The organism is Fusibacillus kribbianus, assembly GCF_030053595.1.
Taxonomy (GTDB): domain Bacteria; phylum Bacillota; class Clostridia; order Lachnospirales; family Lachnospiraceae; genus Lientehia; species Lientehia kribbiana.
Map to the genome: position 1 here is coordinate 1 of NZ_JASGBQ010000006.1, position 24,081 is coordinate 24,081.

General features: G+C 52.5%; 22 protein-coding genes and 1 riboswitch. Of the genes, 21 read left to right on the forward strand and 1 reads right to left on the reverse strand.

The features are described from left to right. Window positions 1–172: 172 nt before the first annotated feature. A complete protein-coding gene (locus QJ036_RS05445; protein WP_283230434.1) occupies window positions 173–2,113 on the reverse strand; it encodes an LTA synthase family protein in 1,941 nt (646 codons plus the stop codon). A gap of 258 nt (window positions 2,114–2,371) precedes the next feature. Between QJ036_RS05445 and QJ036_RS05450 the strand changes: the two genes are divergently transcribed. The 21 genes from QJ036_RS05450 to QJ036_RS05550 all read left to right on the forward strand — a co-directional run bounded on the left by QJ036_RS05450 (window position 2,372) and on the right by QJ036_RS05550 (window position 23,970). Further along, window positions 2,372–3,280, forward strand: a complete 909-nt coding sequence (locus QJ036_RS05450; protein ID WP_283230435.1) for a DUF2156 domain-containing protein — start codon at window positions 2,372–2,374, stop codon at window positions 3,278–3,280. Next, the gene (locus tag QJ036_RS05455) at window positions 3,281–4,465 is read left to right on the forward strand and encodes a GNAT family N-acetyltransferase (protein ID WP_283230436.1); all 1,185 of its coding nucleotides are present in this window, start codon (window positions 3,281–3,283) and stop codon (window positions 4,463–4,465) included. Between the two features lie 78 nt (window positions 4,466–4,543). Next, window positions 4,544–5,263 carry an NAD-dependent protein deacylase gene (locus QJ036_RS05460; RefSeq protein ID WP_283230437.1) on the forward strand — a complete coding sequence of 240 codons (720 nt, stop codon included), beginning with the start codon at window positions 4,544–4,546 and terminating at the stop codon, window positions 5,261–5,263. Between the two features lie 10 nt (window positions 5,264–5,273). Then, the gene (locus QJ036_RS05465; RefSeq protein ID WP_283230438.1) at window positions 5,274–5,447 is read left to right on the forward strand and encodes a DUF951 domain-containing protein; all 174 of its coding nucleotides are present in this window, start codon (window positions 5,274–5,276) and stop codon (window positions 5,445–5,447) included. A gap of 146 nt (window positions 5,448–5,593) precedes the next feature. Further along, window positions 5,594–5,881, forward strand: coding sequence for a 30S ribosomal protein S6 (gene rpsF / locus QJ036_RS05470; protein WP_283230439.1), 288 nt, complete (start codon window positions 5,594–5,596; stop codon window positions 5,879–5,881). 21 nt (window positions 5,882–5,902) lie between these two features. After that, window positions 5,903–6,367 carry a single-stranded DNA-binding protein gene (locus QJ036_RS05475; protein ID WP_283230440.1) on the forward strand — a complete coding sequence of 155 codons (465 nt, stop codon included), beginning with the start codon at window positions 5,903–5,905 and terminating at the stop codon, window positions 6,365–6,367. A gap of 29 nt (window positions 6,368–6,396) precedes the next feature. Beyond that, entirely contained in the window at window positions 6,397–6,660 is a 264-nt protein-coding gene (rpsR, locus tag QJ036_RS05480; protein WP_283230441.1) for a 30S ribosomal protein S18, read from the forward strand. A gap of 92 nt (window positions 6,661–6,752) precedes the next feature. Further along, the gene (locus tag QJ036_RS05485) at window positions 6,753–7,478 is read left to right on the forward strand and encodes a YwmB family TATA-box binding protein (protein WP_283230442.1); all 726 of its coding nucleotides are present in this window, start codon (window positions 6,753–6,755) and stop codon (window positions 7,476–7,478) included. A gap of 59 nt (window positions 7,479–7,537) precedes the next feature. Beyond that, window positions 7,538–8,005, forward strand: a complete 468-nt coding sequence (locus QJ036_RS05490; RefSeq protein WP_283230443.1) for a hypothetical protein — start codon at window positions 7,538–7,540, stop codon at window positions 8,003–8,005. 101 nt (window positions 8,006–8,106) lie between these two features. Next, window positions 8,107–10,650 (forward strand): cysteine peptidase family C39 domain-containing protein, encoded by a 2,544-nt coding sequence (locus QJ036_RS05495; protein ID WP_283230444.1) that lies wholly within the window; start codon window positions 8,107–8,109, stop codon window positions 10,648–10,650. A 154-nt stretch (window positions 10,651–10,804) separates the two neighbouring features. Further along, window positions 10,805–12,094, forward strand: a complete 1,290-nt coding sequence (locus tag QJ036_RS05500) for a UDP-N-acetylglucosamine 1-carboxyvinyltransferase (RefSeq protein ID WP_331487489.1) — start codon at window positions 10,805–10,807, stop codon at window positions 12,092–12,094. A gap of 157 nt (window positions 12,095–12,251) precedes the next feature. After that, a riboswitch (SAM riboswitch) is annotated at window positions 12,252–12,349 on the forward strand. Between the two features lie 728 nt (window positions 12,350–13,077). Then, entirely contained in the window at window positions 13,078–14,265 is a 1,188-nt protein-coding gene (gene metK, locus QJ036_RS05505; protein ID WP_283230445.1) for a methionine adenosyltransferase, read from the forward strand. Window positions 14,266–14,303: 38 nt separating this feature from the next. Continuing rightward, window positions 14,304–15,260 (forward strand): ROK family glucokinase, encoded by a 957-nt coding sequence (locus QJ036_RS05510; RefSeq protein WP_283230446.1) that lies wholly within the window; start codon window positions 14,304–14,306, stop codon window positions 15,258–15,260. A 75-nt stretch (window positions 15,261–15,335) separates the two neighbouring features. Further along, window positions 15,336–15,671, forward strand: a complete 336-nt coding sequence (locus QJ036_RS05515; RefSeq protein WP_283230447.1) for a hypothetical protein — start codon at window positions 15,336–15,338, stop codon at window positions 15,669–15,671. Between the two features lie 337 nt (window positions 15,672–16,008). Next, entirely contained in the window at window positions 16,009–17,661 is a 1,653-nt protein-coding gene (locus QJ036_RS05520; RefSeq protein WP_283230448.1) for a putative manganese-dependent inorganic diphosphatase, read from the forward strand. A gap of 12 nt (window positions 17,662–17,673) precedes the next feature. Beyond that, window positions 17,674–18,204, forward strand: coding sequence for a shikimate kinase (locus QJ036_RS05525; RefSeq protein ID WP_283230449.1), 531 nt, complete (start codon window positions 17,674–17,676; stop codon window positions 18,202–18,204). 90 nt (window positions 18,205–18,294) lie between these two features. Beyond that, window positions 18,295–18,801, forward strand: coding sequence for a QueT transporter family protein (locus QJ036_RS05530; protein ID WP_283230450.1), 507 nt, complete (start codon window positions 18,295–18,297; stop codon window positions 18,799–18,801). Window positions 18,802–18,894: 93 nt separating this feature from the next. Beyond that, window positions 18,895–20,277: a UDP-N-acetylmuramate--L-alanine ligase gene (gene murC, locus QJ036_RS05535; RefSeq protein WP_283230451.1), complete on the forward strand. Its 1,383-nt coding sequence runs from the start codon at window positions 18,895–18,897 to the stop codon at window positions 20,275–20,277. Between the two features lie 243 nt (window positions 20,278–20,520). Then, window positions 20,521–21,681: a DnaD domain protein gene (locus QJ036_RS05540; RefSeq protein ID WP_283230452.1), complete on the forward strand. Its 1,161-nt coding sequence runs from the start codon at window positions 20,521–20,523 to the stop codon at window positions 21,679–21,681. A 24-nt stretch (window positions 21,682–21,705) separates the two neighbouring features. Next, window positions 21,706–22,704 carry an ATP-binding protein gene (locus tag QJ036_RS05545; protein ID WP_283230453.1) on the forward strand — a complete coding sequence of 333 codons (999 nt, stop codon included), beginning with the start codon at window positions 21,706–21,708 and terminating at the stop codon, window positions 22,702–22,704. An 87-nt stretch (window positions 22,705–22,791) separates the two neighbouring features. Then, window positions 22,792–23,970, forward strand: coding sequence for a ribose-phosphate pyrophosphokinase (locus tag QJ036_RS05550; protein ID WP_283230454.1), 1,179 nt, complete (start codon window positions 22,792–22,794; stop codon window positions 23,968–23,970). The last annotated feature ends 111 nt before the right edge of the window (window positions 23,971–24,081 follow it).

Consider the following 24,081-nt stretch of genomic DNA (forward strand, 5'->3'; position numbering starts at 1 on the left):
TGTACTTGACATACTTAATTATACCACGGATGCGGGTCCTTTTGGGGCCCGTTTTCTGTTTTCGTACAAAAAAGGAGCTGCTGCTCCGTAGATTATTACTCTACTTTTGCAACAGCCCCTTCTGGATTTTTATAGAAGGTCTGCCTTGGCTGGAGTGATAAACCGGACGCTGTCAATCAGAGCTTAAGAAGATTTCATTCTTCCGGTGCTCGTTGTCGAATAAATGATAATACTGAATGATCTCATAATCCTCCAGAACATCGGCGAGCTGATCGTATTCGGAGGAGCTGTAGAAATTTCCGTCCGCATCAATGGCAAAATTGGCGGTGATGACGGGAAGCTTTTCGCGAAGCTCACTCAGGAAGTTCTGGTAGGCGGACTTGGGAAGTCCGGCGGCATCCATCAGAAGGGTGCTCAGGTAATTGGCACTGATGTCCACATTTTCGGCCTCTTCGATGTCGTAATTGGCCCAGAGGACAAAGGGAGTCTGATAGCGGAGCGCCAGCTCCTCAGGTGTAAGCTCATCGTAATCCTTGCCGTAAAGCTCTTCCAGAAAACCGGTTTCCACGTTGGGCTGGTGATCGCCGAACATCAGGATGATGGTCTTCTCGTCCACAGCTTCATAATAGGAGATCAGATCCCGGAAGGCGTCGTCTGTGACCTTTAAAAGGGTCAGATAAGCATTGATCCTGGAAAGCTCATCGTCCTCCCGGCCGGAGACGGTGATGGTCCGTTCGAAACCGTTCCATTCCTTGGCGTAGCCGCCGTGGTTCTGCATGGTTACCAGGAAGGAGAAGAAAGGACCCTCCTCGTCTTTCTCTTCGTATGTACGAATGATCTCCTGAAAGGCGGCTTCATCGGTGATATAGCCGCGTAGCCGTTTCTGATAATGGAAGGTTCCATTGTAAAGGAAATCATCGAAGCCCAGAAGGGGATAAACGCTGTCCCGCCGCCATCCGTTGGAATTGTAGGGGTGGAGGGCTGTGGTGGTATAGCCGTATTCCCGAAGAAGCTCCGGCAGGGCAGGAAGCTCGTCGGAAATAAACTGCTGATAGGGAATGCTTCCGGTGGGAAGGAAGGCCATGGTGTCGCCGGTGAGAAATTCAAATTCCGTGTTGGCTGTGTTGCCGCCCAGGACAGAGACGAATACGTTGCCGGAAATGGTGTTCTCGCTTCCGTAAAGGGAGCGGAAGAAGGGCATGTAATCCTCAGAGGCCTGGAAATCGCCGATGACCGACAGATCGGAAAAGGCCTCGTTCATGACGACGATGATGTTGGGCATATCCTCATCCCGGGAAACGAAGGAGGAGCTAAAGCTGCGGGAAAGAGGTCTGGCTGAGACTGCCGCCGAAGAGCTGCTGCCTGAGGCTGCCCGGTTTCCGGCTTCTTCGTTTCCGGTTTCTTCACTGCCGGACTTTTCGCTGCTGTCATTATCTGCGTTTTCAAGAATCTCTTCCGCACGCTCGGGCGAATATTCCTCCGGTTTATCCACCTTCAGATATTTGGTGTTGACCAGAAAGCTTACGAAAAAGCCGTTCTGCTCATAGGTGTAATCCTGGGTGAAGGGCATCTCGTAAACATCCAGGGCATTCATAATGGAATCGCTCTGGAGGCAGAGTACATAGAGGACGGACAAAGCGGCGGTCAGGCCAAGGCCCGCCGCCCGTTTTTTCCACTGACCTTTCATGCGGACGGACACCTTCACGGAAAGAAGAAGCATGATCAGCCAGGCAAACAGGATGCCGCCCAGCCGGGCCGTAAACTGAAAGGAAAAATGGTCGGCCACGGAGAGAGCTGTCCCCGCAGAAGCAATATCCCAGGGAAGAATGGGGGACTGGCGGAACTGGAGCACAAAATAATTGACGGTGCCGAGGACCGCGATGAAAAGCTGCATCAAAATCAGCGCCAGATTCATCCTTCCGGTAAAGAAAAACAGAAGCCCTGTGAGAAGATAACAGAACAGCCAGCCCAGAAGCTGAAGCTGAAACGGGATCTCAAAGGGGTTGTGGGTCATGAGCTCCATCAAATAATAGGAAAGAACAGGAACCACGACGATCAGAACAGCCATAAACCATCGGGGATACCGAGCTTTTTTGATCCGGGAAATAATCAAAATCGTTACCTCATTTCTATGTAAGATCCATGTAAAAATTTTTATAATGCTGCATACGCTCTATTCTATAACAAATCTGTGAAAAATCAATGAAAGAATTGATGGAATTAACAGGGAATGTCCGCGTGCGCCGGCCTTACCTTGACAGGTTTTTGGCAAAGTTATATAATAATAGAGGCACTTTTTGTAATGACTGGGTTGTTGCGAAAGTGCCTTTTATTGCTGGATATGACAGAGAAAAGAGGAAGATACGATACCATGAAATGGGATTTTAAGAAAATATCGGCGGAGGATGTGGAGATTCTGCCAAGGTATTTTGCAATGCGTTCCAATAAGACCTGCGACAGCGTATTTCTGGACAGCTTTTTATGGAAGGATTATTATCATGTGGAATACTGTATCTGTGACGGGGGCAGAGCAGTCGAGTGGAAGATGAGGATAAACGGAGAGCCCTTCGCAGCGCTTCCCCTGTGCAAAGCAGAAGATCTGCGCCATTATTTTTTCGATACAAAGCAGTATTTCAATGAAGTCCTCGGGCAGAAGCTTAAGATCTATCTGGCGGACGAGGCTGCAGTGGAGCTTCTCAAGCTGGACCCGTCGGAGTTTGATGTGATAGAGCAGCCGGATGCGGCAGATTATCTGTATGACGGGGAGGCCCTTCGGACTCTGGCCGGAAAGAAATATCATAAAAAGAAAAATCACGTCAATGCCTTCATGAAAGAATATGAAGGCCGTTATGAATACAGGACTCTGTGCTGTTCCGACAGAAGCGATATGTGGCGGTTTTTGGACCGTTGGAGGAGCATGAAGGGAACCCAGGTGGAGGGAACCCTGGATCCGGAGGTGGAAGGGATCCACAGTATCCTGAATCAGTGCAGCATGCTGGGCGTGCGGATGGGCGGCGTCTATGTGGACGGGCAGATGGAGGCCTTCTCCATGGGAAGCTACAATGCCGCCGAGGATATGGCGATCATTCACATTGAAAAGGCAAATCCCGACATCCGGGGAATGTATCCTTTTATCAATCAGCAGTTTTTGATCCATGAGTTTCCTCATGTGAAGCTTGTAAACCGGGAGGATGATGTGGGACTGCCGGGACTCAGAAAGGCAAAGCAGTCCTATAATCCCATTGGCTTTGCGAAAAAATATAAGATCAGGGAGCGGTAAATGTCGGACAGACACGATGCAGGGAAAGAAGCATATGAATTTGGCTCTCCGCGTCTTCTTTGCGGAGAGGAGAAGCGGGAATGCAGGAGTCTCTGGGAAAAGATCTTTGCGGAGGACTCCGCCTCCTTTCTGGATTATTATGACAGATGGAAATATACGGACAATGAATGCTACGGCATTTATGCCGGGGATACGCTGATTTCCATGGTTCAGCTGAACCCTTACCGGATGGAGGTAAGGCCCTGGGGAACGGCGGGACATACGGTGGAGAGCCGCTATATCATCGCGGTGGCGACCCGTGAGGAATACCGCCATCGGGGACTGATGAGGAGACTGCTCCACAGAAGTCTGGAGGACATGAGGAAAAAGAACATGCCCTTTGTATTTCTGATGCCGGCCAGCGAGGCGATTTATTATCCCTTTGGCTTCCGTTTCTTTTATGAGATGAATACCGGTCGGCTGAAAACAGAAGAGCCTGTTCCATGCAGCCGCCTGAAGGCCCGCCTGGCGGAGGCTTCGGACATTCCGGCACTGGTTCGGCTTGCAGAAAAGCTGCAGGACGGACAGTTTGATTTTTATACAAAGCGTGATAACCATTATTTTGAGATGCTCTTTGATGAGCTTGCCAGCGAGGGCGGCGGCCTTCTCCTTTTGGAACGGGCGGCGGCAGAGGACGACGGACCGGAGCAGACGGGAAACATCGGAAGGATGGATAGGATGATGGCGGCAGTTCCCTTCTGGGGAAGGGAGCCGGTGGAGATCCGGGAGATCCTGTGCAGGGCAGAAGACAGGGAGGACATTCTGAGGGCTCTTCGCCGATGGTTTTTCAATGGGCAGGAGGCAGAGCTTCCTGTTTCCGGCGCAGCCTTTTCTATGGAAGGAACGAAACCGATCATTATGGGCCGGATCACAGATGCGAAGGCGTTTCTGGAGCTTTTTTCGGCAGAGAAGGTCATGGAGCTTTGCATTTCTCTCACCGACAGCTTTCTGGAGGAGAACAGCGGCCTTTACCGGTGGAAGCTCGGGCCGGAAGGAAGCAGGGCAGAGCGTCTGGAGGACGGTCATGCGGATGTAAGCTGTACGGCGGAGGAGCTTTTTCTCTGGCTTGCCTGCGGAAAGCGGGCAGCGGGGTTTCCGGAGGACGTGCGGATGTGCAGGCGGCCTTTTATCAATGAGATCGTGTGAGCTTAAATCCCCGGGGGCATTCGTCAATGCATGACCTGCGGGCTGCGCACGTCATGCGATAAGGAAGGGAGGAATAAAATGAACCAGGTTGAAATCTTAAGGGAATGGGTTTTGAACAGCAATAACATTGTGTTTTTCGGTGGGGCCGGTGTGTCAACGGAAAGCAATATTCCGGACTTTCGCAGCGTGGACGGCCTCTACAATCAGGAGTATGCGTATCCTCCCGAAACGATTTTAAGCCACAGCTTTTATCAGAGGCATACCGATGAATTCTATCGCTTCTATAAAAAGAAGATGATCTTTAAGGAAGCGAAGCCCAATGCGGCCCACTTGGCTCTGGCGCGGCTGGAGGAGCAGGGAAAGCTTAAGGCGGTGATCACCCAGAATATCGACGGCCTTCATCAAATGGCCGGAAGCAGAGAGGTGCTGGAGCTTCACGGCTCCGTCCACCGGAATTACTGTACCAGGTGCGGAAAATTTTATGATGCGGATTATATTCTGGAATCGAAGGGGATTCCGCTCTGCGAATGCGGCGGGATCATCAAGCCGGACGTGGTCCTTTACGAGGAAGGGCTGGATTACGGGACCATGCAGAAGGCGATCTCCTATATTGCGGCGGCGGATGTGCTGATCATCGGCGGGACCTCCCTGACGGTCTATCCGGCGGCCGGACTTGTGGATTATTACCGGGGAAGGAAGCTGGTGCTCATCAACAAGGGAGCGACGCCCATGGACAGCCGGGCCGATCTTGTCATTGCGGAACCCATTGGAAAAACACTGCAGATATTTCTTGAGTGAGGAGGTCTTTATGGAGTTTGAAATCGGCAATATCGTAAAGCTGAAAAAGCCTCATCCCTGCGGCAGCAGCGAGTGGGAGATCCTTCGGGTCGGCATGGATTTCAAATTAAAATGCATGGGCTGCGGCCACCTGATCATGGTACCCCGGAAGCTGGTGGAAAAAAACTGCCGGGGCATCCGGTAAAAGAGGAGAAAGCCGCAGAAAGTCTGCGAAAACACTTGCAAACCTTGAAAAAACATGGTAGAATCTTGATTTGTGACAGTATTTCATATTTCCTTGCTCCCTGATGGAAAAGCGGGGGGCCAGAGACCAAAAGGAGGTAAAACAGCATGAACAAATATGAATTAGCGCTTGTGCTGAGTGCAAAGCTGGAAGAGGAAGAGAGAGCAGCCGCATTGGAGAAGGCGAAATCTTACATTACCCGTTTCGGCGGCACCATCACAAATGTGGACGAGTGGGGCAAGAAGAGACTTGCTTACGAAATCCAGAAGATGAAGGAAGGATTCTATTACTTCATCCAGTTCGAGTCTGATTCCAACTGCCCTAACGAAGTGGAAAGCCATGTTCGTATTATGGAGCCCGTAATCAGATATCTGTGCGTAAGACAGGACGCGTAATCGGAGAAAAGAGGGGATCGCATGAATAAAGTTATACTCATGGGAAGACTGACCAGAGAGCCCGACATTCGCTATTCTCAGGGTGAGAGAGCGACGGCGGTTGCCAGATATACGCTGGCTGTTGACAGACGTTTCAGCAGAGGCGGGGACAATGGCGGAGAGCAGACAGCAGATTTCATTTCCTGTGTCGCATTCGGAAGAAGCGCTGAATTTGCGGAGAAATATCTGCACCAGGGCACGAAGATCGTGGTTACAGGCAGGATCCAGACCGGCAGCTATACCAACAGGGATGGCCAGAAGGTCTATACCACAGATGTGGTAGTGGAGGATCAGGAGTTTGCGGAGAGCAAAAATGCGTCTGCACAGACGCAGAATGCCGGCGGCTTCTATCGTCAGGAGTCCAGACCTCAGCCCAGCGCGGCTGTGGATGACGGCTTTATGAATATTCCCGATGGAGTAGAGGATGAGGGTCTCCCGTTTAACTAGACAATATTCGGAATAAGGAGGTTTTAACCATGGCTTACACAAAAGGTGACAGAGCAGATTCTCCCATGAAGAGAAGAGGCGGACGCAGAAGAAAGAAAGTCTGCGTATTCTGCGGTGATAAAAATGGCGTCATTGATTACAAGGACGTAGCAAAGTTGAAGAGATACGTATCTGAGAGAGGCAAGATTCTTCCCAGAAGAATCACCGGAAACTGCGCAAAGCATCAGCGCGCACTGACCGTTGCCATCAAGAGAGCAAGACATCTTTCCCTGATGCCTTACACAATGGAATAAAGACTCTTTGTCAGAAATTGAGAGTCCTGCATAAATTCCCCTTTTTCGGTAATCCTTCTGTATAGAAGGAATCGGAAAAGGGGGATTTTTTTATGGAACGACTGGGGAAAAAGCCGGGGCTCAGACAGAAGCTTCTTCTGGCCTTCCTGCTCCTTGTCATCATGTGTTTCCTTGCAGTGCTGCAGGCGGTGGGACGGATGGAGGAGCCCGGAGAGACGGTGTTTACCGCCTTCGAGAAGGCCAATTTTGCGGAGCTTTCCTGCTATATTCACCGGGAAGGGTATCTGGACGACGCCTTTTATCTGCAGGAGGAAAAGGACGCGTTCCTTGAGAATGCTTACCGGAGCTGGGAGGACGGAGGACTGACCCTTTCCTTCCTGACGAAGGAAGAGCCGGCGGGGGAATGTGAGGTCAGGCAGAAGAATTACATCCGGGCGGAGCTTCAGATCGGGGATCTGACCGGACAGGGCGGCGCAGAGCGGGCTTTGGAGGAGCGGCAGAGGCTTCTTGCGTTTACGGACCGCTTGGGCATCGGCGGAACTGTTTATCTGGAGCTTACCGGCAGCTTTGCGGGGCAGCTTTCCGGGGAGGAGAAGCACATCGCGGCGGAGTCCCTGCTGGAAAGCATGGGGGCAGAGCAGATCGCCTCTGTGGACGTAGAGGACCTTTACACGGTTTACGCCTATGCCGGGGGAGCAGGGGAGACGAGAGAGCTTCCGGAGGGAGCGGTCAACCTGAATCTGGCAGTATCCTACGACGAGGTCCTGGACCGGACCGTATTCCATCTGGGCTGTCCGATGATCGCAGTCGATTACTGAACCTTTGGCTGCCGTTTTGCATATGCTGTAGTATAGTATGAGAATAAGGTGGCAGTCAGATGGCAGAACGATACAGTGATTTTATTTGGGACTATTACGGGGGCCGTCCCTTCCGGCATTCCTATCCCGGGACCCTGGCCGGCCCGGCCGCCTGGATGCGGGCATCGGAGCTGGCCGGAAAGAACAGGCGGTCCGGTGATGTCGTCGGGCTTTGGGACGATAACCGGGAAACCGGTCGGGATATGGAGTATTTTCAGGCTATGTATCCGGAACGGATGAAGCGGCTTCAGATGAAGGTTGGGGATCTGTGTGATACCATTGACTATGAGGGAAGCATTCTGTATGACGAATATCCCGACCGGATCGGACTCAGAAAGCTTTGCGACGAGCTTTACCGCACCGAGATCACCGAGGACACTGACGAGAGGGAGGCGGAATGGCTCCGGGCTGCCATCGAGGTGCTCTTGTATCACGAGGTGTGCAGACGCCGGGTCCACCGCAGGGGCTTAAAAAGAAAATACTGGTGAGATCTTAAGAAAAAAATCAGTTGTGGTTTCAGAGGATTGCTTTTACAATATAGTCATGGTAAACTTGCCATGGCTATATTTGATAAACAGGGAGTGTACCCATGAAAAAAATACTGAGACGCATCATGATTCTGGTTCTGGTTTTCGTGGCTGCAGTGGCTGCAGTCCTTTTTCTGACCAGAAAAAAGGAACAGGAGGTCGTATACGCGGTGATGGACGGCGCCACCCTGCCGGTGGTGGTTATGGATTTTGAGGGAAGTGCCGTCAATACCCTGCACGGCTATACTGCCGCCATGGATATTCCGTCCATGAGAGATACGATTACCCCCATTCCGGCCGACAGGAAGCTGCCTTTTTGCATAAAGACCTATGGAAATAAGATCAAATCGGTGGAATACGACGTGCGCAGCCTGGACGGAACGAATCTCATCGAGTCCAAGGCGGTGGCAGCTCTTTCCGGCGACAGTGAAACGGTCCGGGGAGAACTGATTCTTCAGGATCTTCTGGCAAAAGATACCGAGTACGTTCTGGTCATAAAGGTCACCACAGAGAAACGGGACGATATCTGTTATTATACCAGGATCCGTTATTATGAGGACACCCACATCGGTGATCAGATCGCCTTTGCCCAGAATTTCAGCGAGCTGGCATTTTCCAAGACGGTCAACGAGGAGCTGACCATTCAGCTGGAGAGCAGCAATGACTCCGACGACAGTTCCCTCGGGTATGCGGACATCCGGTCCAGCTACCGCCACGTGACCTGGGGAGATCTGGATCCCAAGCGTTCCGGCGAGATCCGTGTGGACATCAAGGAAATGAATGAAATGGTCGGCTCCATCCAGCTTTCCTATAGCGTGACGGCGGAGGGAGATTCCGGAAAGGTGGAGACCTACCGGGTCAAGGAGTTTTTCTGCGTCCGTTATGTGGACGGCAAGCTGTGGCTGATCTCCTATGAGAGGACCATGGACCAGGCCTTTGAGGCGTCCGATGCCACCGTGCAGGACGGAAGCATTGATCTGGGAATTATAAGCCCCTCCAATCTGCCCATTGAGCTTCAGAGCGCCGGAGATTACACGGCCTTTGTGGCCGACGGCGAGCTGTGGGGCTACAACAAAAAGGAGAATGAGGCGTCGAAGCTGTTTTCCTTCGAGGAAAAGAATGACGATGGCATCCGGACTCTTTATGATCAGCATAAATTCCGCATCATCAATGTGGATGACAGCGGAAATGTGGCTTTTACCGTATACGGCTATATGAACCGGGGCAGCCATGAGGGTGAGTGCGGCCTGGCTTTTTATCAGTATACGAGAAATGACAATGCCATCAATGAAATTTTCTATATCCCGTCCGATAAGCCTTATCAGGTTATGAAGGAGGAGATCGGTACGCTGTCCTATGTGGGCAATAACCAGCTGTTTTACCTTATGTTCGGAAACAGCATTTATGCCATCGATTTTTCCGGAGAGGAATACGTGGAGCTGATCAGCGGCATGAGGGAGGATTCCTTTGTCATCAGCGGCGATTCCAGCGCTGTGGCATGGCAGGAGGAGGAAGACATTTACGGCGGGAAGACGATCCATGTCTTTTATATGGACGACGGTACGACTTATACCATTGAGGCGCCGCAGGGAGAGGTCATCCGTGCCCTGGGCTTCATTGACGGGGATTTTATCTACGGCAGAGCAAAAGAGGCGGACATCGAAAGAGGAAATCTGGTGGTCAATTATCCCATGTATGCCATTGAGATCATGGGGAAGGATCAGAAGCTCCAGACCACCTATCACAGAGACGGAATCTACATTCGTGATATTCAGGTGGAAGAGGGAAAGATCCAGCTGTTCCGGGAGGTGCGTGATGGGGACGGCGCCTGGGTGGCGGCGGAGGATGACGCTCTGATCCAGAATCAGATCAATGAGGAAGAAAAGTCGGTGGTGGTGACCCGGGTCTCAAAGATCAAAAAGACCACCTACGGGCTGGATCTGGCTTCCTCCGACAATAAAACGAAGACTTTGAGCATTACCACGCCCAAGGAGGTGGCCGGAAACGACAGCCGTGTGCTGAAGCTTACGTCTACGGCAGACGCGGGAAAAACAACGGAAAAGTATTACGCGTATGCCAATGGAAGGCTGGAGGGCGTTTATTATTCGCCGGCAGAGGCCATCGACAGCATTTATGATTCCATGGGAGTGGTGATCGGCAGCAGGCAGAATTACGTCTGGACCAGGGCAAACAGAAAAACGGAGGCGCTTATTGATATGGAAAGTGCGCCCACGGCAGCGGCAGAAGGAGACCGGCTGGCAGTCTGCCTTTCGGCGATGCTGTCTCTGGAGGGCCGCACGGCAGATACAGTCGGGGAGCTTCAGGCGGGAAAGAGTGCCTGGGAGATCCTTAATGAGACCATGCCGGGCCAGGCGGTGGACCTGGAGGGCTGTATTCTCAACCAGATGCTCTACTATGTGGACCGGGGGTATCCGGTGCTGGCCGTGACACAGGGCGATAAGGCGGAGCTGATCGTTGGCTACGATATTTACAAAAATCTGATCATCTACGATCCTCTTGCCGGCGGAACGTATCTGATGTCTGAGGAGGATGCGGAGGAATATTACGGCTCCTATGGGTATCCTTTTGTCAGCTGGGTCCGCTGATGCACAAAAAATATTAAGGAATTCTTACAAAAAGTAAAAAAGATTTTACAAATTGGAAAGAGATTGCTATAATAGACCACAAGGTAATAGTGCAAACTGGAACTAAGACGAGTTTTCGTTGTTTGAATAAAGGAAATGTAGATGAGGTGTCATCATGCAATATGTGATTAAGGGCGGAAACCCGCTGGTGGGCGATGTCGTGATCGGAGGCGCAAAAAATGCGGCGCTGGGAATTCTGGCGGCTGCCATCATGGCGGATGAGGATGTGACCATAGAGAATCTTCCGGATGTGCGGGATATCAATGTACTTCTGGAAGCTATCGAGGGGATCGGTGCAAAGGTCTGCCGGCTGGATGCCCACACGGTTCGCATCAATGGTTCTTCCATAACAGCAGTTCGTGTAAATGATGATTTTATCAAGAGGATCAGAGCGTCCTATTATCTTCTGGGAGCGCTTCTCGGAAAATACAGGAAGGCGGAGGTATCTCTGCCGGGCGGCTGCAATATCGGCAGCAGGCCCATTGACCAGCACCTGAAGGGCTTTCGCGGCCTGGGCGCCAGCGTGGCGGTTGAGCACGGCATGGTGGTGGCTGAGGCAAGACAGCTGACAGGCGGCCATATTTATCTGGACATGGTGTCCGTGGGCGCTACCATCAATATCATGCTGGCGGCAGCTTTGGCCGAGGGCAGTACGATTCTGGAGAATGCGGCCAAGGAGCCCCATATCGTGGATGTGGCAAACCTGCTCAACAGCATGGGTGCCAATATCAAGGGCGCCGGTACCGATGTGATCCGCATCAAGGGTGTGCCGAAGCTTCACGGAACGACGTATTCCATTATCCCCGACCAGATCGAGGCGGGGACGTTCATGTTTGCTGCAGCGGTCACCATGGGTGACGTGACTGTAAAAAATGTGATCCCGAAGCATCTGGAGGCTATCTCTGCCAAGCTTAAGGAGATGGGCTGCGAGGTCATCGAATTTGATGATGCGGTCCGCGTGGTCTGCAAATCAAGACTGAAATATACCCATGTAAAGACGCTTCCCTATCCCGGTTTCCCCACGGATATGCAGCCTCAGATCTCTGTGGCCCTGTCTCTGGCTGAGGGTACCAGCATGGTGACTGAGAGTATTTTCGAGAACCGGTTCAAGTATGTGGATGAGCTGGCACGCATGGGCGCCAATATCAAGGTAGAAGGCAATGTGGCTGTTATAAGCGGTGTGCGCCGCCTGATGGGAGCCGATGTGAGCGCACCGGATCTTCGTGCCGGGGCAGCGCTGGTTCTTGCCGGACTGGCTGCCGAGGGGCACACGGTGGTAGATGAGACCAAATATATCCTGAGAGGCTACGAGCGCTTTGATGAAAAGCTTCGCGCCCTGGGAGCCTGCATTTATCAGGCGGAGGACGATAAGGATATTTCCCGTCTGAAGCTGGAAGTGGTCTGAAGAATTAAGACCGGACTGCAGACCGGGACGGCAGATGGCATTTTCTGACACTTTTTCAAATGTGTCAGAAATCCCTTGACACAGCCGGAAAACTGCGTTATTTTAGAGGAGCAGCTAGCCGTGAAAACGGTTGAAATTTCATATGGAGTCCGCAATTCCCTTATTCAGAGTGGTGGAGGTACAGAGGACCTGTGAAGCCACGGCAACCCCCTTAGTGGAAGGTGCCAACCTGAGCGAGCTATCGAACAATAAGAGGATTAGATACGATCATATCGAGTCCGCTTATGGCGGACTCTTACTTTACGCGAAAGCTACAAGCCGTGCACCAGGAAGCTCCTAGTGCAGCGCGTGCTTGCACGCTGATGCATCCGGGGGCTTCCTGGTATAGGGCGCCAGCCCGCGACCGACAGGCCGGAGGCGTGGAGGGCGGCACGGCGTGAAGCAGGCGTGGCGCGCACGTCGCAGAGGAAGCGGAAGCGCCAGCCCGCGACCGACAGGCCGGAGGCGTGGAGGGCGGCACGGCGTGAAGGGCGGCGTGCACGTCGCAGAGGAAGCGGAAGCGCCAGCCCGCGACCGACAGGCCGGAGGCCTGGAGGGCGGCACGGCGTGAAGAGCGGCGCGCACGTCGCAGAGGAAGCGGAAACGCCAGCCCGCGACCGACAGGCCGGAGGCCTGGAGGGCGGCACGGCGTGGAGAGCGGCGCGCACGTCGCAGAGGAAGCGGAAGCGCCAGCCCGCGACCGACAGGCCGGAGGCGTGGAGGGCGGCACGGCGTGAAGAGCGGCGCGCACGTCGCAGAGGAAGCGGAAGAGCCAGCCCGCGACCGACAGGCCGGAGGCGTGGAGGGCGGCACGGCGTGGAGAGCGGCGCGCACGTCGCAGAGGAAGCGGAAGCGCCAGCCCGCGACCGACAGGCCGGAGGCCTGGAGGGCGGCACGGCGTGAAGAGCGGCGCGCACGGAGTGTAGAAAGAGAAAGGAGAAACCATGGAAAAGTACTTATTTACTTCTGAATCCGTTACCGAGGGACATCCCGATAAAATGTGTGACGCGATCTCCGATGCGATCCTTGATGCTCTTCTGGAGCAGGATCCCATGAGCCGCGTTGCCTGCGAGACCTGCTGTAATACAGGCTTTGTTATGGTAATGGGAGAGATTACAACAAATGCGTATGTGGATATCCAGAAGATCGTCCGCGATACGGTTCTGGAGATCGGTTACAACAAATCCGAATATGGATTTGACGGCAACACCTGTGCGGTGCTGACTGCCATCGATGAGCAGTCCGCCGATATCGCCATGGGAGTAAACAAAGCGCTGGAGGCAAAGGAAAACAAGATGTCCGACGAGGAGATCGAAGCCATCGGAGCCGGCGATCAGGGAATGATGTTCGGTTATGCCACCAACGAGACGCCGGAATATATGCCCTATCCTATCGCTCTGGCCCACAAGCTGGTCCGCCAGCTCACAAAGGTGAGAAAGGACGGTACCCTCAGTTATCTCCGCCCCGACGGCAAGAGCCAGGTGACAGTGGAGTATGAGGAGAACGGAAAGCCTATCCATCTGGATGCAGTCGTTCTTTCCACCCAGCATGATCCGGATGTAACGCAGGAACAGATCCATGAGGATATTAAGAAATATGTATTTAAGCCGGTGCTTCCGGCGGAGCTGGTGGATGATAACACCAAATTCTTCATCAATCCGACCGGACGCTTTGTGATCGGAGGCCCCCACGGCGACAGCGGTCTCACCGGACGAAAGATCATTGTTGACACTTACGGCGGCTATGCAAGACACGGCGGCGGAGCTTTTTCCGGCAAGGACTGCACGAAAGTGGACCGCTCTGCAGCCTATGCGGCGCGCTATGTGGCGAAAAACCTGGTAGCAGCAGGACTGGCAGACAAATGCGAGATCCAGCTCTCCTACGCCATCGGTGTGGCACAGCCCACCTCCATCATGGTGGACACCTTCGGAACCGGAAAGCTGTCCGATGAACGTCTGGTGGAGATCATTCGGGAGAACTTTGATCTTCGGCCTGCCGGAATCATTAAGATGCTGGATCTGAGAAAGCCCGTTTACAAGCAGACAGCGGCTTACGGACATTTTGGAAGAAATGATCTGGATCTTTCCTGGGAGCGTCTGGACAAGGCGGAGAAACTGAAAAAGTATCTGTAAAGAACAAATAGATCCGTTAAGGGAGAGGGAGGTTTTTTATGGGAAAGGTATACGCAGGAGTGGATTTAGGCGGAACAACAGCGAAGCTGGGGCTTTTTAAGGAGGACGCTTCTCTGATCAGAAAGTGGGAGATCCCCACCAGAAAGGAAGACGGCGGGAAACATGTAACGCCCGATATTGCCGATTCCATAAAGAAACATATGGAAGAGGCAGGAATTGCCATGGAGGATCTTGCGGGAGCCGGCATCGGTGTCCCCGGTCCTATTCGTCCCGACGGATATGTGGAAGTTATTGTAAATATCGGTATGCGGGACTGGAATCCGGTGAAGGAGCTCTCTGAGCTTTTGGGCGGAATCCCTGTAAAAGGCGGAAATGATGCCAACGTGGCTGCCCTCGGTGAGATGTGGCAGGGCGGCGGCAAGGGATATCGCGACGTGGTGGCAGTTACCCTGGGAACAGGTGTCGGCGGCGGCGTGATCCTGGACGGACGTATCGTGGCAGGCAGCAAGGGGATGGGCGGCGAGATCGGTCATATGGTCATGGACTGGAACTGGCCGGAGCCGGAGGCCTGCAACTGCGGAAATTACGGCTGCCTGGAGCAGATCGCTTCGGCGACGGGCATTGCCCGCATTGCCAGACGGTTTATGAAGGAAAGCGACAAGCCGTCTGTTCTTCGTGAGAAGGAAAACGTAACAGCCAAGGATGTGTTTGATGCGGCCAAGGCGGGAGACGAACTGGCGGAAGAAGTGGCGGATTACTGCATGCTGTATCTGGCAAGGGCTCTGGCGTACATATCTCAGGTCATCGATCCGGAAATCTTCGTAATCGGCGGCGGCGTGTCCAAGGCAGGACAGTATCTGCTGGATCTGATCCGGAAGCATTATGACCCGCTGATCGTTCTCACCAAGGAGAAGGCAAAGCTGGCTCTGGCCACCCTTGGCAACGATGCCGGCATTTACGGGGCAGCGAAAATGGTCATGGATTCTCTTGAATAATACGGCGATTTGTGTTATGATAGCGGAGTACCGGCAGAAATCCGGTCCAATGATGTGTAGAAAGGGACTGTCATTATGAGTCAGCAGAAAGTAGATAAGTATAAAGAGCAGAAGGCCAAAAGAAAGGAACTGGTTGAAAAGGAGCGCAAACAGAAAAAGCTCATGAGACTGGTGACCATTCTTATCGCAGTGGTGGTGCTGGCCGGGATCGGAACCGGAATCGGAATTACCGTGCGGAACCAGTACATCAAGGCACAGAACGCCAAGCCGGATTACTCCAGCAGCTCGCTGGTGGTTCAGGATATGGCCGGGATCCTGACGGAGGAAACTGCGGCAGACGAAGGCGAAGAAACAGAGGCTCAGGAAACCGAAGGAGAGACAGAGGCTTCCGAAGAGACCAAGGCAGACTGACAGAAAGAAAGCGGAGGGTGCTAGGATACGCCCTCCGCTTATGTGCGTTATCGGGAAGAAAAAGAGCAGGGTACCTGTTTGTGCAGATTATCCAAAAAAGAAAACACTTTCCCCTAAAACGAGGAGTTCCCGGAGCATACGCCCCGGGATAATTATGAAAAATCTATATGCATTTTGACGAAAAACCTTTTTAATTCGTTTCTTTTTTATATAAATAGCATAACAACGAAATGTGAACAAAATATGAACACACAGTGAACAAAAAGTAAACAATACCCGCCGGATAAAAAGACGGGACAAGCCCGCAGATGACCGTAAAGGGTGAGGAGGAAGAGGAATGATACAGGAAAAAGGGCGGAAAATTATCGTGGTTGGCCACAGGAATCCGGATACGGACTCCATTTGCTCGGCCATTTCATACGCGAGACTGAAACAGGCACTGACCGGAAACGAGCATGTGGCATGCCGGGCGGGCGTGGTGAATCCTGAGACCCAGTACGTGCTGGAAAAATTCAACATTCCGGTGCCGGAGCTTATTGAGGATGTCCGCACTCAGGTGAAGGATATTGAGATCCGGAAGACAAAGGGGGTGCGTTCCAATATTTCTTTAAAGAAGGCCTGGTCTTTGATGAAGGAGCTGGGAGTGGTCACTTTGCCCATTACCAGGGACAATCATCTGGAAGGCCTGATCACCATTGGTGACATTGCCAATTCCTATATGAATGTGTATGACAGTGCGATTCTGTCGGCGGCCTGCACCCAGTATGTCAACATCAAGGAGACGCTGGAAGGAATTGTGATCGTCGGTGACGAGAACGCGTATTTTGATAAGGGAAAGGTACTGGTGGCGGCAGCCAATCCGGATCTGATGGAATCCTACATTGAGGAACACGATCTGGTGATCCTGGGGAACCGGTATGAATCCCAGCTCTGTGCCATCGAAATGAATGCAGGCTGTATCGTGGTCTGCGACGGAGCGCCGGTATCCATGACCATCAAGAAGCTGGCAGAGGAGCATCAGTGTACGGTGATCTCCACGCCCTTTGATACCTTTACGGCTTCCAGACTGATCAATCAGAGTATGCCCATCGGGTATTTTATGAAAACGAAAGATATTATCAGCTTTGATATTGAGGATTATACGGATGATATCAAAGATGTTATGGCCAGCAAGCGCCATCGGGATTTCCCGATCCTGGATAAGGACGGCCATTATAAGGGGATGATTTCCAGACGAAATCTGCTGGGCATGAAACGGAAGCAGGTGATCCTGGTGGACCACAATGAGCGGGCTCAGGCGGTGGCCGGTATTGAGAGTGCTGAGATCCTGGAGATCATTGATCATCACAGGCTGGGAAGCCTGGAAACCATTTCCCCGGTGTTTTTCCGCAATCAGCCTCTTGGCTGTACCGGAACCATCATTTATCAGATGTACCGGGAATCCGGGGCAGAGATCGGACCGGAGGTGGCGGGCCTTCTCTGCAGTGCCATTGTGTCTGACACTCTTCTGTACCGTTCTCCTACCTGTACTGAGGTGGACCGGCAGGCGGCAGAGACGCTGGCATCCATTGCCGGAATCGACACGAAGCAGCTGGCCCGGGAAATGTTTGCTGCCGGCAGCGATCTGAAGCAGAAAACGGAAAAGGATATTTTTTATCAGGATTATAAGGTCTTTGACATGGATGGTACGACCGTGGGAATTTCTCAGATCAGCTCCATGGATGAGGAGGAGCTGGAAGACCTGAGGGGGCGAATGATCCCTTTTCTGGAGCAGATGAAGGCAAAGCACAAGGTGGACCTTTTGTTCTTTATGCTGACCAGCATTCTGGACGAGTCCACGGAGGTGCTCTGCGACAGCATAAGCGGCGGACAGCTCTTAGAGCAGGCCTTCCCCGGCTGCAGGCCCCAGAACCAGGCGGTGGTACTGCCCGGAGTGGTGTCCAGAAAGAAGCAGTTTGTACCGGCACTAATGATGGTACTGCAGGGATAGGGGAATCATACGATGAAAAACAACTGGAATAACATTACCATGATCGGTATGCCCGCATCGGGGAAAAGTACGGTGGGCGTGCTGCTTGCAAAGCGGATCGGGTATAAATTTATCGATTCAGACCTGCTGATTCAGGAACAGGAGGAGCGTCTGCTGAAGGAGATCATTGCAGAAGATGGCCTGGAGGGCTTCCTCGCCATCGAGGAGAGGGTAAACCGGGAGATCCATACGAACCGGGCGGTCATTGCACCGGGAGGAAGCGTGATCTACGGGCCTTCGGCCATGGAGCATCTTAAGCAGATCGGAACGGTAGTCTATTTGAAGATCAGCTATGAGGAGCTTAAACGGCGGCTGGGAAATCTGGTCGATCGGGGTGTGGCCCTGAAGGACGGCATGACCCTGCTTGATCTGTATCGGGAACGGGTTCCGCTCTATGAAAAATATGCAGATATTACCATCGATGAAACAGGAAAGCAGAGCGGCCAGGTGGTCGATGAGCTGCGGGCATTGGTGGAGCAGCAGAGAGGTAACCGGATTTCGTGACTTGCATTTAAGCTTTACTTATGGTATAGTAATACCTCGGTGAGTTCGAGACCTTCCTCACCTAAAACAAAACTAAAGGAGAACTGAATTATGAAGAGAAACACTGTATCCTCCAGAGCCGTTTCGTACACGGTTCAGGGCGCGATGATCGCAGCCATTTATGTGGTGCTGACCATGGTATTTGCCCCCATTGCTTTTGGACCGATCCAATTCCGGATATCGGAAGCCCTTGTCATCCTGCCGTATTTTACTCCGGCAGCGGTGCCCGGTGTGTTTGTGGGCTGTCTGTTGTCCAACATTTTAGGCAGCTGCGTGGTTCTGGACGTTGTCTTTGGAAGTTTGGCAACATTGATCGGCGCCGTTTGCTCCTGGCTGCTCAGAAAGCACAAGCTGCTTGTCTGTGTACCGCCGATCGTTTCCAACACGCTGATCATACCGTGGGTGCTTCGTTATGGTTACGGAGCTCCGGACCTGATTCCCTGGATGATGCTTACAGTGGGGATCGGAGAGGTACTGGCCATCGGCGGCCTCGGAAATATCCTGTTGTTTGCTCTTGAAAAATACAAGCATGTCATTTTTCGCACACAGACAGCATGACATTGCATAAGGAAGACGCTGAAAGACAGTATTGGAAGATACTGTCTTTTGTGTTATACTGGATAAAATGAAAAACGAAGGAAGGACATCGGCATGTATCAGATAGATTTTCAGAAACCCATAGCAGTGCATTTTATCGGAATCGGCGGCATCAGTATGAGCGGCCTGGCGGAGGTACTGCTTTCCAGAGGCTTTCGGGTAAGCGGCTCCGATTCGGTTGTATCGCCGCTCACCGAACACCTCCAGCAGGATGGAGCGGTAGTCTATGAGGGGCAGAGAGCGTCCAATATCACCGATGACATTGACGTGGTGGTTTACACGGCGGCAGTCCATGAGGACAATCCTGAGTTCGCGGAGGCGGTCCGCCGGGGAATTCCCATGATGACCAGGGCAGAGCTTCTGGGACAGATGATGAAAAATTATCAGGATGCGGTGGCGATTTCCGGAACCCACGGTAAGACCACGACCACCTCCATGGTGGCGGAGATCCTGCTGGCGGCTGAAGCAGATCCGACCATATCCGTGGGCGGCATCCTTCACAGTATCGGCGGAAATATCCGCATCGGTCATTCGGGCTGCTTTGTGACGGAGGCCTGTGAATATACCAACAGCTTCCATTCCTTTTTCCCGACCATTGCTGTGATCCTGAATATCCGGGAGGATCATCTGGATTTCTTTAAGGATATTGATGATATCCGGGATTCCTTCCACACCTTTGCGAAGCTTTTGCCGGAGAATGGCCTTCTGATCATCAATGCCGATATTCCTGACTACAGGAAGCTGATGGGAGATATTGCCTGCCGGATGGTGACCTTTGCCCTGGAAAATGAGGAGGCTGATTACCGGGCGGCAGACATTGTGTATAATGAAGCGGGCCATGCCTCCTTTGACGTGATGAAGCGGGGAGAAAAGCTGGTTCATCTGGAGCTTGAGGTGCCCGGCGAGCACAATGTGGACAACGCGCTGGCGGCGGTGGCTGTGGCAGAGGCCCTTGGAGTGACCGGGGAGGCCATTGAAAAGGGACTGGACGGCTATACGGGGACGGAGCGCAGGTTCGAACTGAAGGGAGAGCTGGGCGGCGTGACCGTGGTGGATGATTATGCCCATCATCCCGATGAGATCCGGGCGACTCTTCTGGCGGCGAAAAAGCTTCATAAGAAAAAGATCTGGTGTGTATTCCAGCCCCACACTTATACCAGAACGAAGGCTCTCATGAAGGAGTTTGCGGAGGCTCTTGCTCTGGCAGACGAGGTGGTACTGGCAAAGATCTATCCGGCCAGAGAGACCGATACCCTTGGTATCAGTTCGGCGAATCTTGCTGTCGAATTGGAGAAACTGGGAAAAAAGGTTCATTATTTTGAATCCTTTGATGAAATAGAAAATTTTCTGCTGGAAAATTGTGTCCCCAATGAATTGTTGATAACTATGGGGGCGGGAGACGTTGTAAAGATTGGAGAAAGCCTGTTAGGCCTGTAGTTATCCACAAAATCCACATGCTTATCAACAATTAGTGGAAAAAAGCATGTGGATTTTTTTGTGGAAAAACTGAAATTGACAATTCTGTAACTATCCCGTAAAATCGACATTTTTAGGGATTTTTGGAGGGGAATGTCGAACCTTGTCCACAATATCCACATTTTCCACAAGGAGGTCACTGAGGAGGGGGCTCACGGAAAAACAGGTTCTCTTTTCATTTTTCCTATGTTATAATGGGAGCGAATGAGAGAGGTGAGAGGCATGGCGGGACTTGTTGTGACGGACCGGCGGGATTGTGGGGTAACTATGGTGTCCAATCGGTTTATTGACCGGTTCCTTCCGGAGGCCAACGGGGAATTTGTGAAGGTGTATCTGCTGCTCCTGCGGCAGATCTCCGAGGGAAAAGAGGTATCGGTTTCCCACATGGCCGATGGGCTGAACAATACGGAAAAGGATGTGCTTCGGGCACTGAAATACTGGGAAAAGATGAAGCTCCTGAAGTTGGAGTACGGAACAGATAAACGGCTTTCGGGCATTGTCCTTCTGGAGGAGGAGCCTGACAGCAGGATGGAGCTGCCTGTAAATGGAATGGCTGCCGCAAAGACAGCTGCGGTTTCGGAGACAGCTGCGGCGCCTGAGAGGGCTGCCGTTTCGGAGGCGGCTGTGACTACGGAGGCGGCAGTCGCTTCGGAACGGAATTTTGTTCCTGCATCGGCAGGAAAGACAAGAGACCTTCAGGTGCTGGAAAAGGATGAGGATTTCTGCCAGCTTCTGTACCTGGCGGGGCGCTATACGGGCAAAAATCTGACGCCCAGGGACTGTGATGTGCTGGCAAACCTTTACGGAAAGCTGGGCATGTCGGCAGAGCTTCTGGAATACCTGGTGGAATACTGTGTTTCCAACGGGCATAAGAGTATGCGTTACATTGAAACAGTGGCCCTCAACTGGAATGAGAGAGGGATAAAGACGGTGGAACAGGCCAGGGCAGAGACGGTGAGCGGAGGAAAAAATACCTATGCGGTATTGAAGGCCTTTGGTCTCGGCGGCCGGAATCCGGCGGCGGGAGAGCGGGTCATGATTGACCAGTGGTTCCGGGATTACGGTTTTCCGGTGGATGTGGTGCTGGAGGCCTGCGACAGGACCATGAGGGCAATCCATCAGCCCAGCTTTGAATATGCGGACAAGATCCTTCGGGACTGGAAGGAAAAGGGAGTCCTCAAAAAGGCGGATATTGCCAGGCTGGACGGAAAGGGCCCGGGAAGAGAGGGCCGGGAACCGCGAAAAGAGCGCGGGGAACAGACTTCGGAGCGAAAGCCCGAGGCAAAGCGTTCCAATAAATTTCATAATTTCCCGCAGCGGGATTATGACTGTGACGAGCTTGTCAAGGAACTCAACGGATTTTAAAGCAGGGAGAGAAGGGAGGCAGCCGTGGGACTGAACAATTCTCAGTATGACGCGCTGATGCGCGTTTATCAGAAGCGCCAGATGGAGAACCGGCACAGGCAGGAGGAAAGGATCCGGGAGGTTTACCGGGCGCTGCCCCAGCTTGAGCAGTTCGACCGGGAGATGGGAGCGGTCTCGCTGGAGCAGGCGAAAAAGCTTCTGGCCGGGGATACCGGGGCCATGGAGCAGCTCAAATTCAAGCTGAAGGAGCTTCGGGAGAGCCGGGAGGCCCTTCTTGCTGTGGGAGGCTTTTCACCGGATTATATGGAACCGACCTATACCTGTGCGGCCTGTCGGGATACCGGTTATGTGGACGGAAAAAAATGCAGATGTCTGCGGCAGGCGGAGATCCGGATCCTTTATGGACAGTCCAATCTGGAACAGGTCCTGGAACGGGAAAATTTCGACCGGGTCCGGTATGATTTTTATGACCGGGACCTGATCGTAAATCAGAAAAAGGGCATCAGTCAGTATGAATATATGAAGGCGGTCATTGAAGAGTGCAGATCCTATGCGGAGCATTTCCGGGAAAAGGGAGGCAACATTCTTTTCACAGGCCCTGCCGGTACGGGCAAAACCTTCCTGACCAACTGCATTGCCAAGGAGCTTCTGGATCAGGCGGAGGCAGTGCTTTACCTGACTGCGGCAGACCTGTTTCAGATCCTGACGGACAAGCGGTTTGACCGGGGAGATGAGGCTCGGGAAGAACGGTACCGGGGCATTCTGGAATGTGACCTTCTGATCATTGACGATCTGGGAACGGAGCTCAACAACAGCCTGGGAAATTCAGAGCTTTTCTACTGCATCAATGACCGGGGATTAAAGGGACGGGCTACGATGATCTCCACAAACCTGCCGATGAATGAACTGAGAGACAATTATTCTGAGCGGATCTTTTCCAGGATATTCAGCAGCTACCGCATTATTCCTCTGTTTGGAGAGGATATCCGCATAAAAAAGAAAATGGGGGAAAGAAGGGCTTGACTTTCCGACGGCCGGATGATACCCTACATAACGTACAGAGGAATGAAAATACCGAAACACGCTGATAAGCATGAGGAGGAAAAAGGAATGCGGGAAGAGCATGAATTGAATACGATACCGGTTGGCCCTCTGGGGCTGATACCCATTGACGGCTGCCAGGAGCTGGGACGGAAGGTGGATGCCTATCTGGTAGAGTGGAGAAAAGAACGACAGAATGAAAATAAGGCCTCCGTGCTGTTTTCCGAATATGAAAAGGACAGCTATATCATTGACTGTCATGTACCCAGGTTTGGCACCGGCGAGGCCAAGGGTGTGATCGACAAATCGGTCCGCGGTGACGATCTGTTTATTATGGTAGATGTATGCAATTACAGCCTGACCTATTCTCTCTGCGGACGTGTGAACCATATGTCCCCGGACGATCATTTCCAGAATCTGAAGAGGATCATTGCCGCAGTGGGTGGCAAGGCAAGAAGAATTACGGTGATCATGCCTTTCTTATATGAAAGCAGGCAGCACAGAAGAACCGGAAGGGAATCTCTGGACTGCGCGCTGGCTCTGCAGGAGCTGGTCCACATGGGAGTGGATCATATCATTACCTTTGATGCCCATGATCCGCGGGTGCAGAATGCGATCCCCCTCAAGGGCTTTGAGACGGTTCAGCCCATTTACCAGTTTATCAAGCATCTTCTGCGCCATGAAAAGGATCTGCAGATCGACAGCGATCACATGATGGTCATCAGCCCCGATGAGGGCGGAATGGGAAGAGCCATTTATTTTGCCAACGTGCTGGGACTGGATGTGGGCATGTTCTACAAGCGCCGGGACTATACGAGGATCGTCAACGGGAAGAATCCCATCGTGGCCCATGAGTTTCTGGGAAGCTCCGTGGAGGGTAAGGATGTGGTCATCATCGACGACATGATCTCCTCCGGCGACAGTATGCTGGATGTGGCCAAGGAGCTGAAGCGGAGAAAGGCAAGGAAGGTCTTCATCTGTGCGACCTTCGGTCTGTTTACCGGCGGCCTGAAGAAATTTGATGAGTATTATGAGAACGGCCTCATCGACCGGATGCTGACCACCAATCTCGTCTATCAGACACCGGAGCTTCTGTCAAAGCCGTATTACATTGATGTGGACATGAGCAAATATATTGCGCTCCTGGTGGATTACATGAATCATGATGTATCCCTCAGCGTGCTGCTGAATCCTACAGACAGGATCAACCGCCTGCTGGAGCGTTATCGGAACGGGGAAATGAAATAGAATACTGAGACATACAAAAGAAGGGACTGGCGGACAGTCCCTTTTCATTTTCCTGTTTTCCTGTTGTAACCGAACAGATCCGACGGGATCTGCGCTTTTCCGAAGATCCGA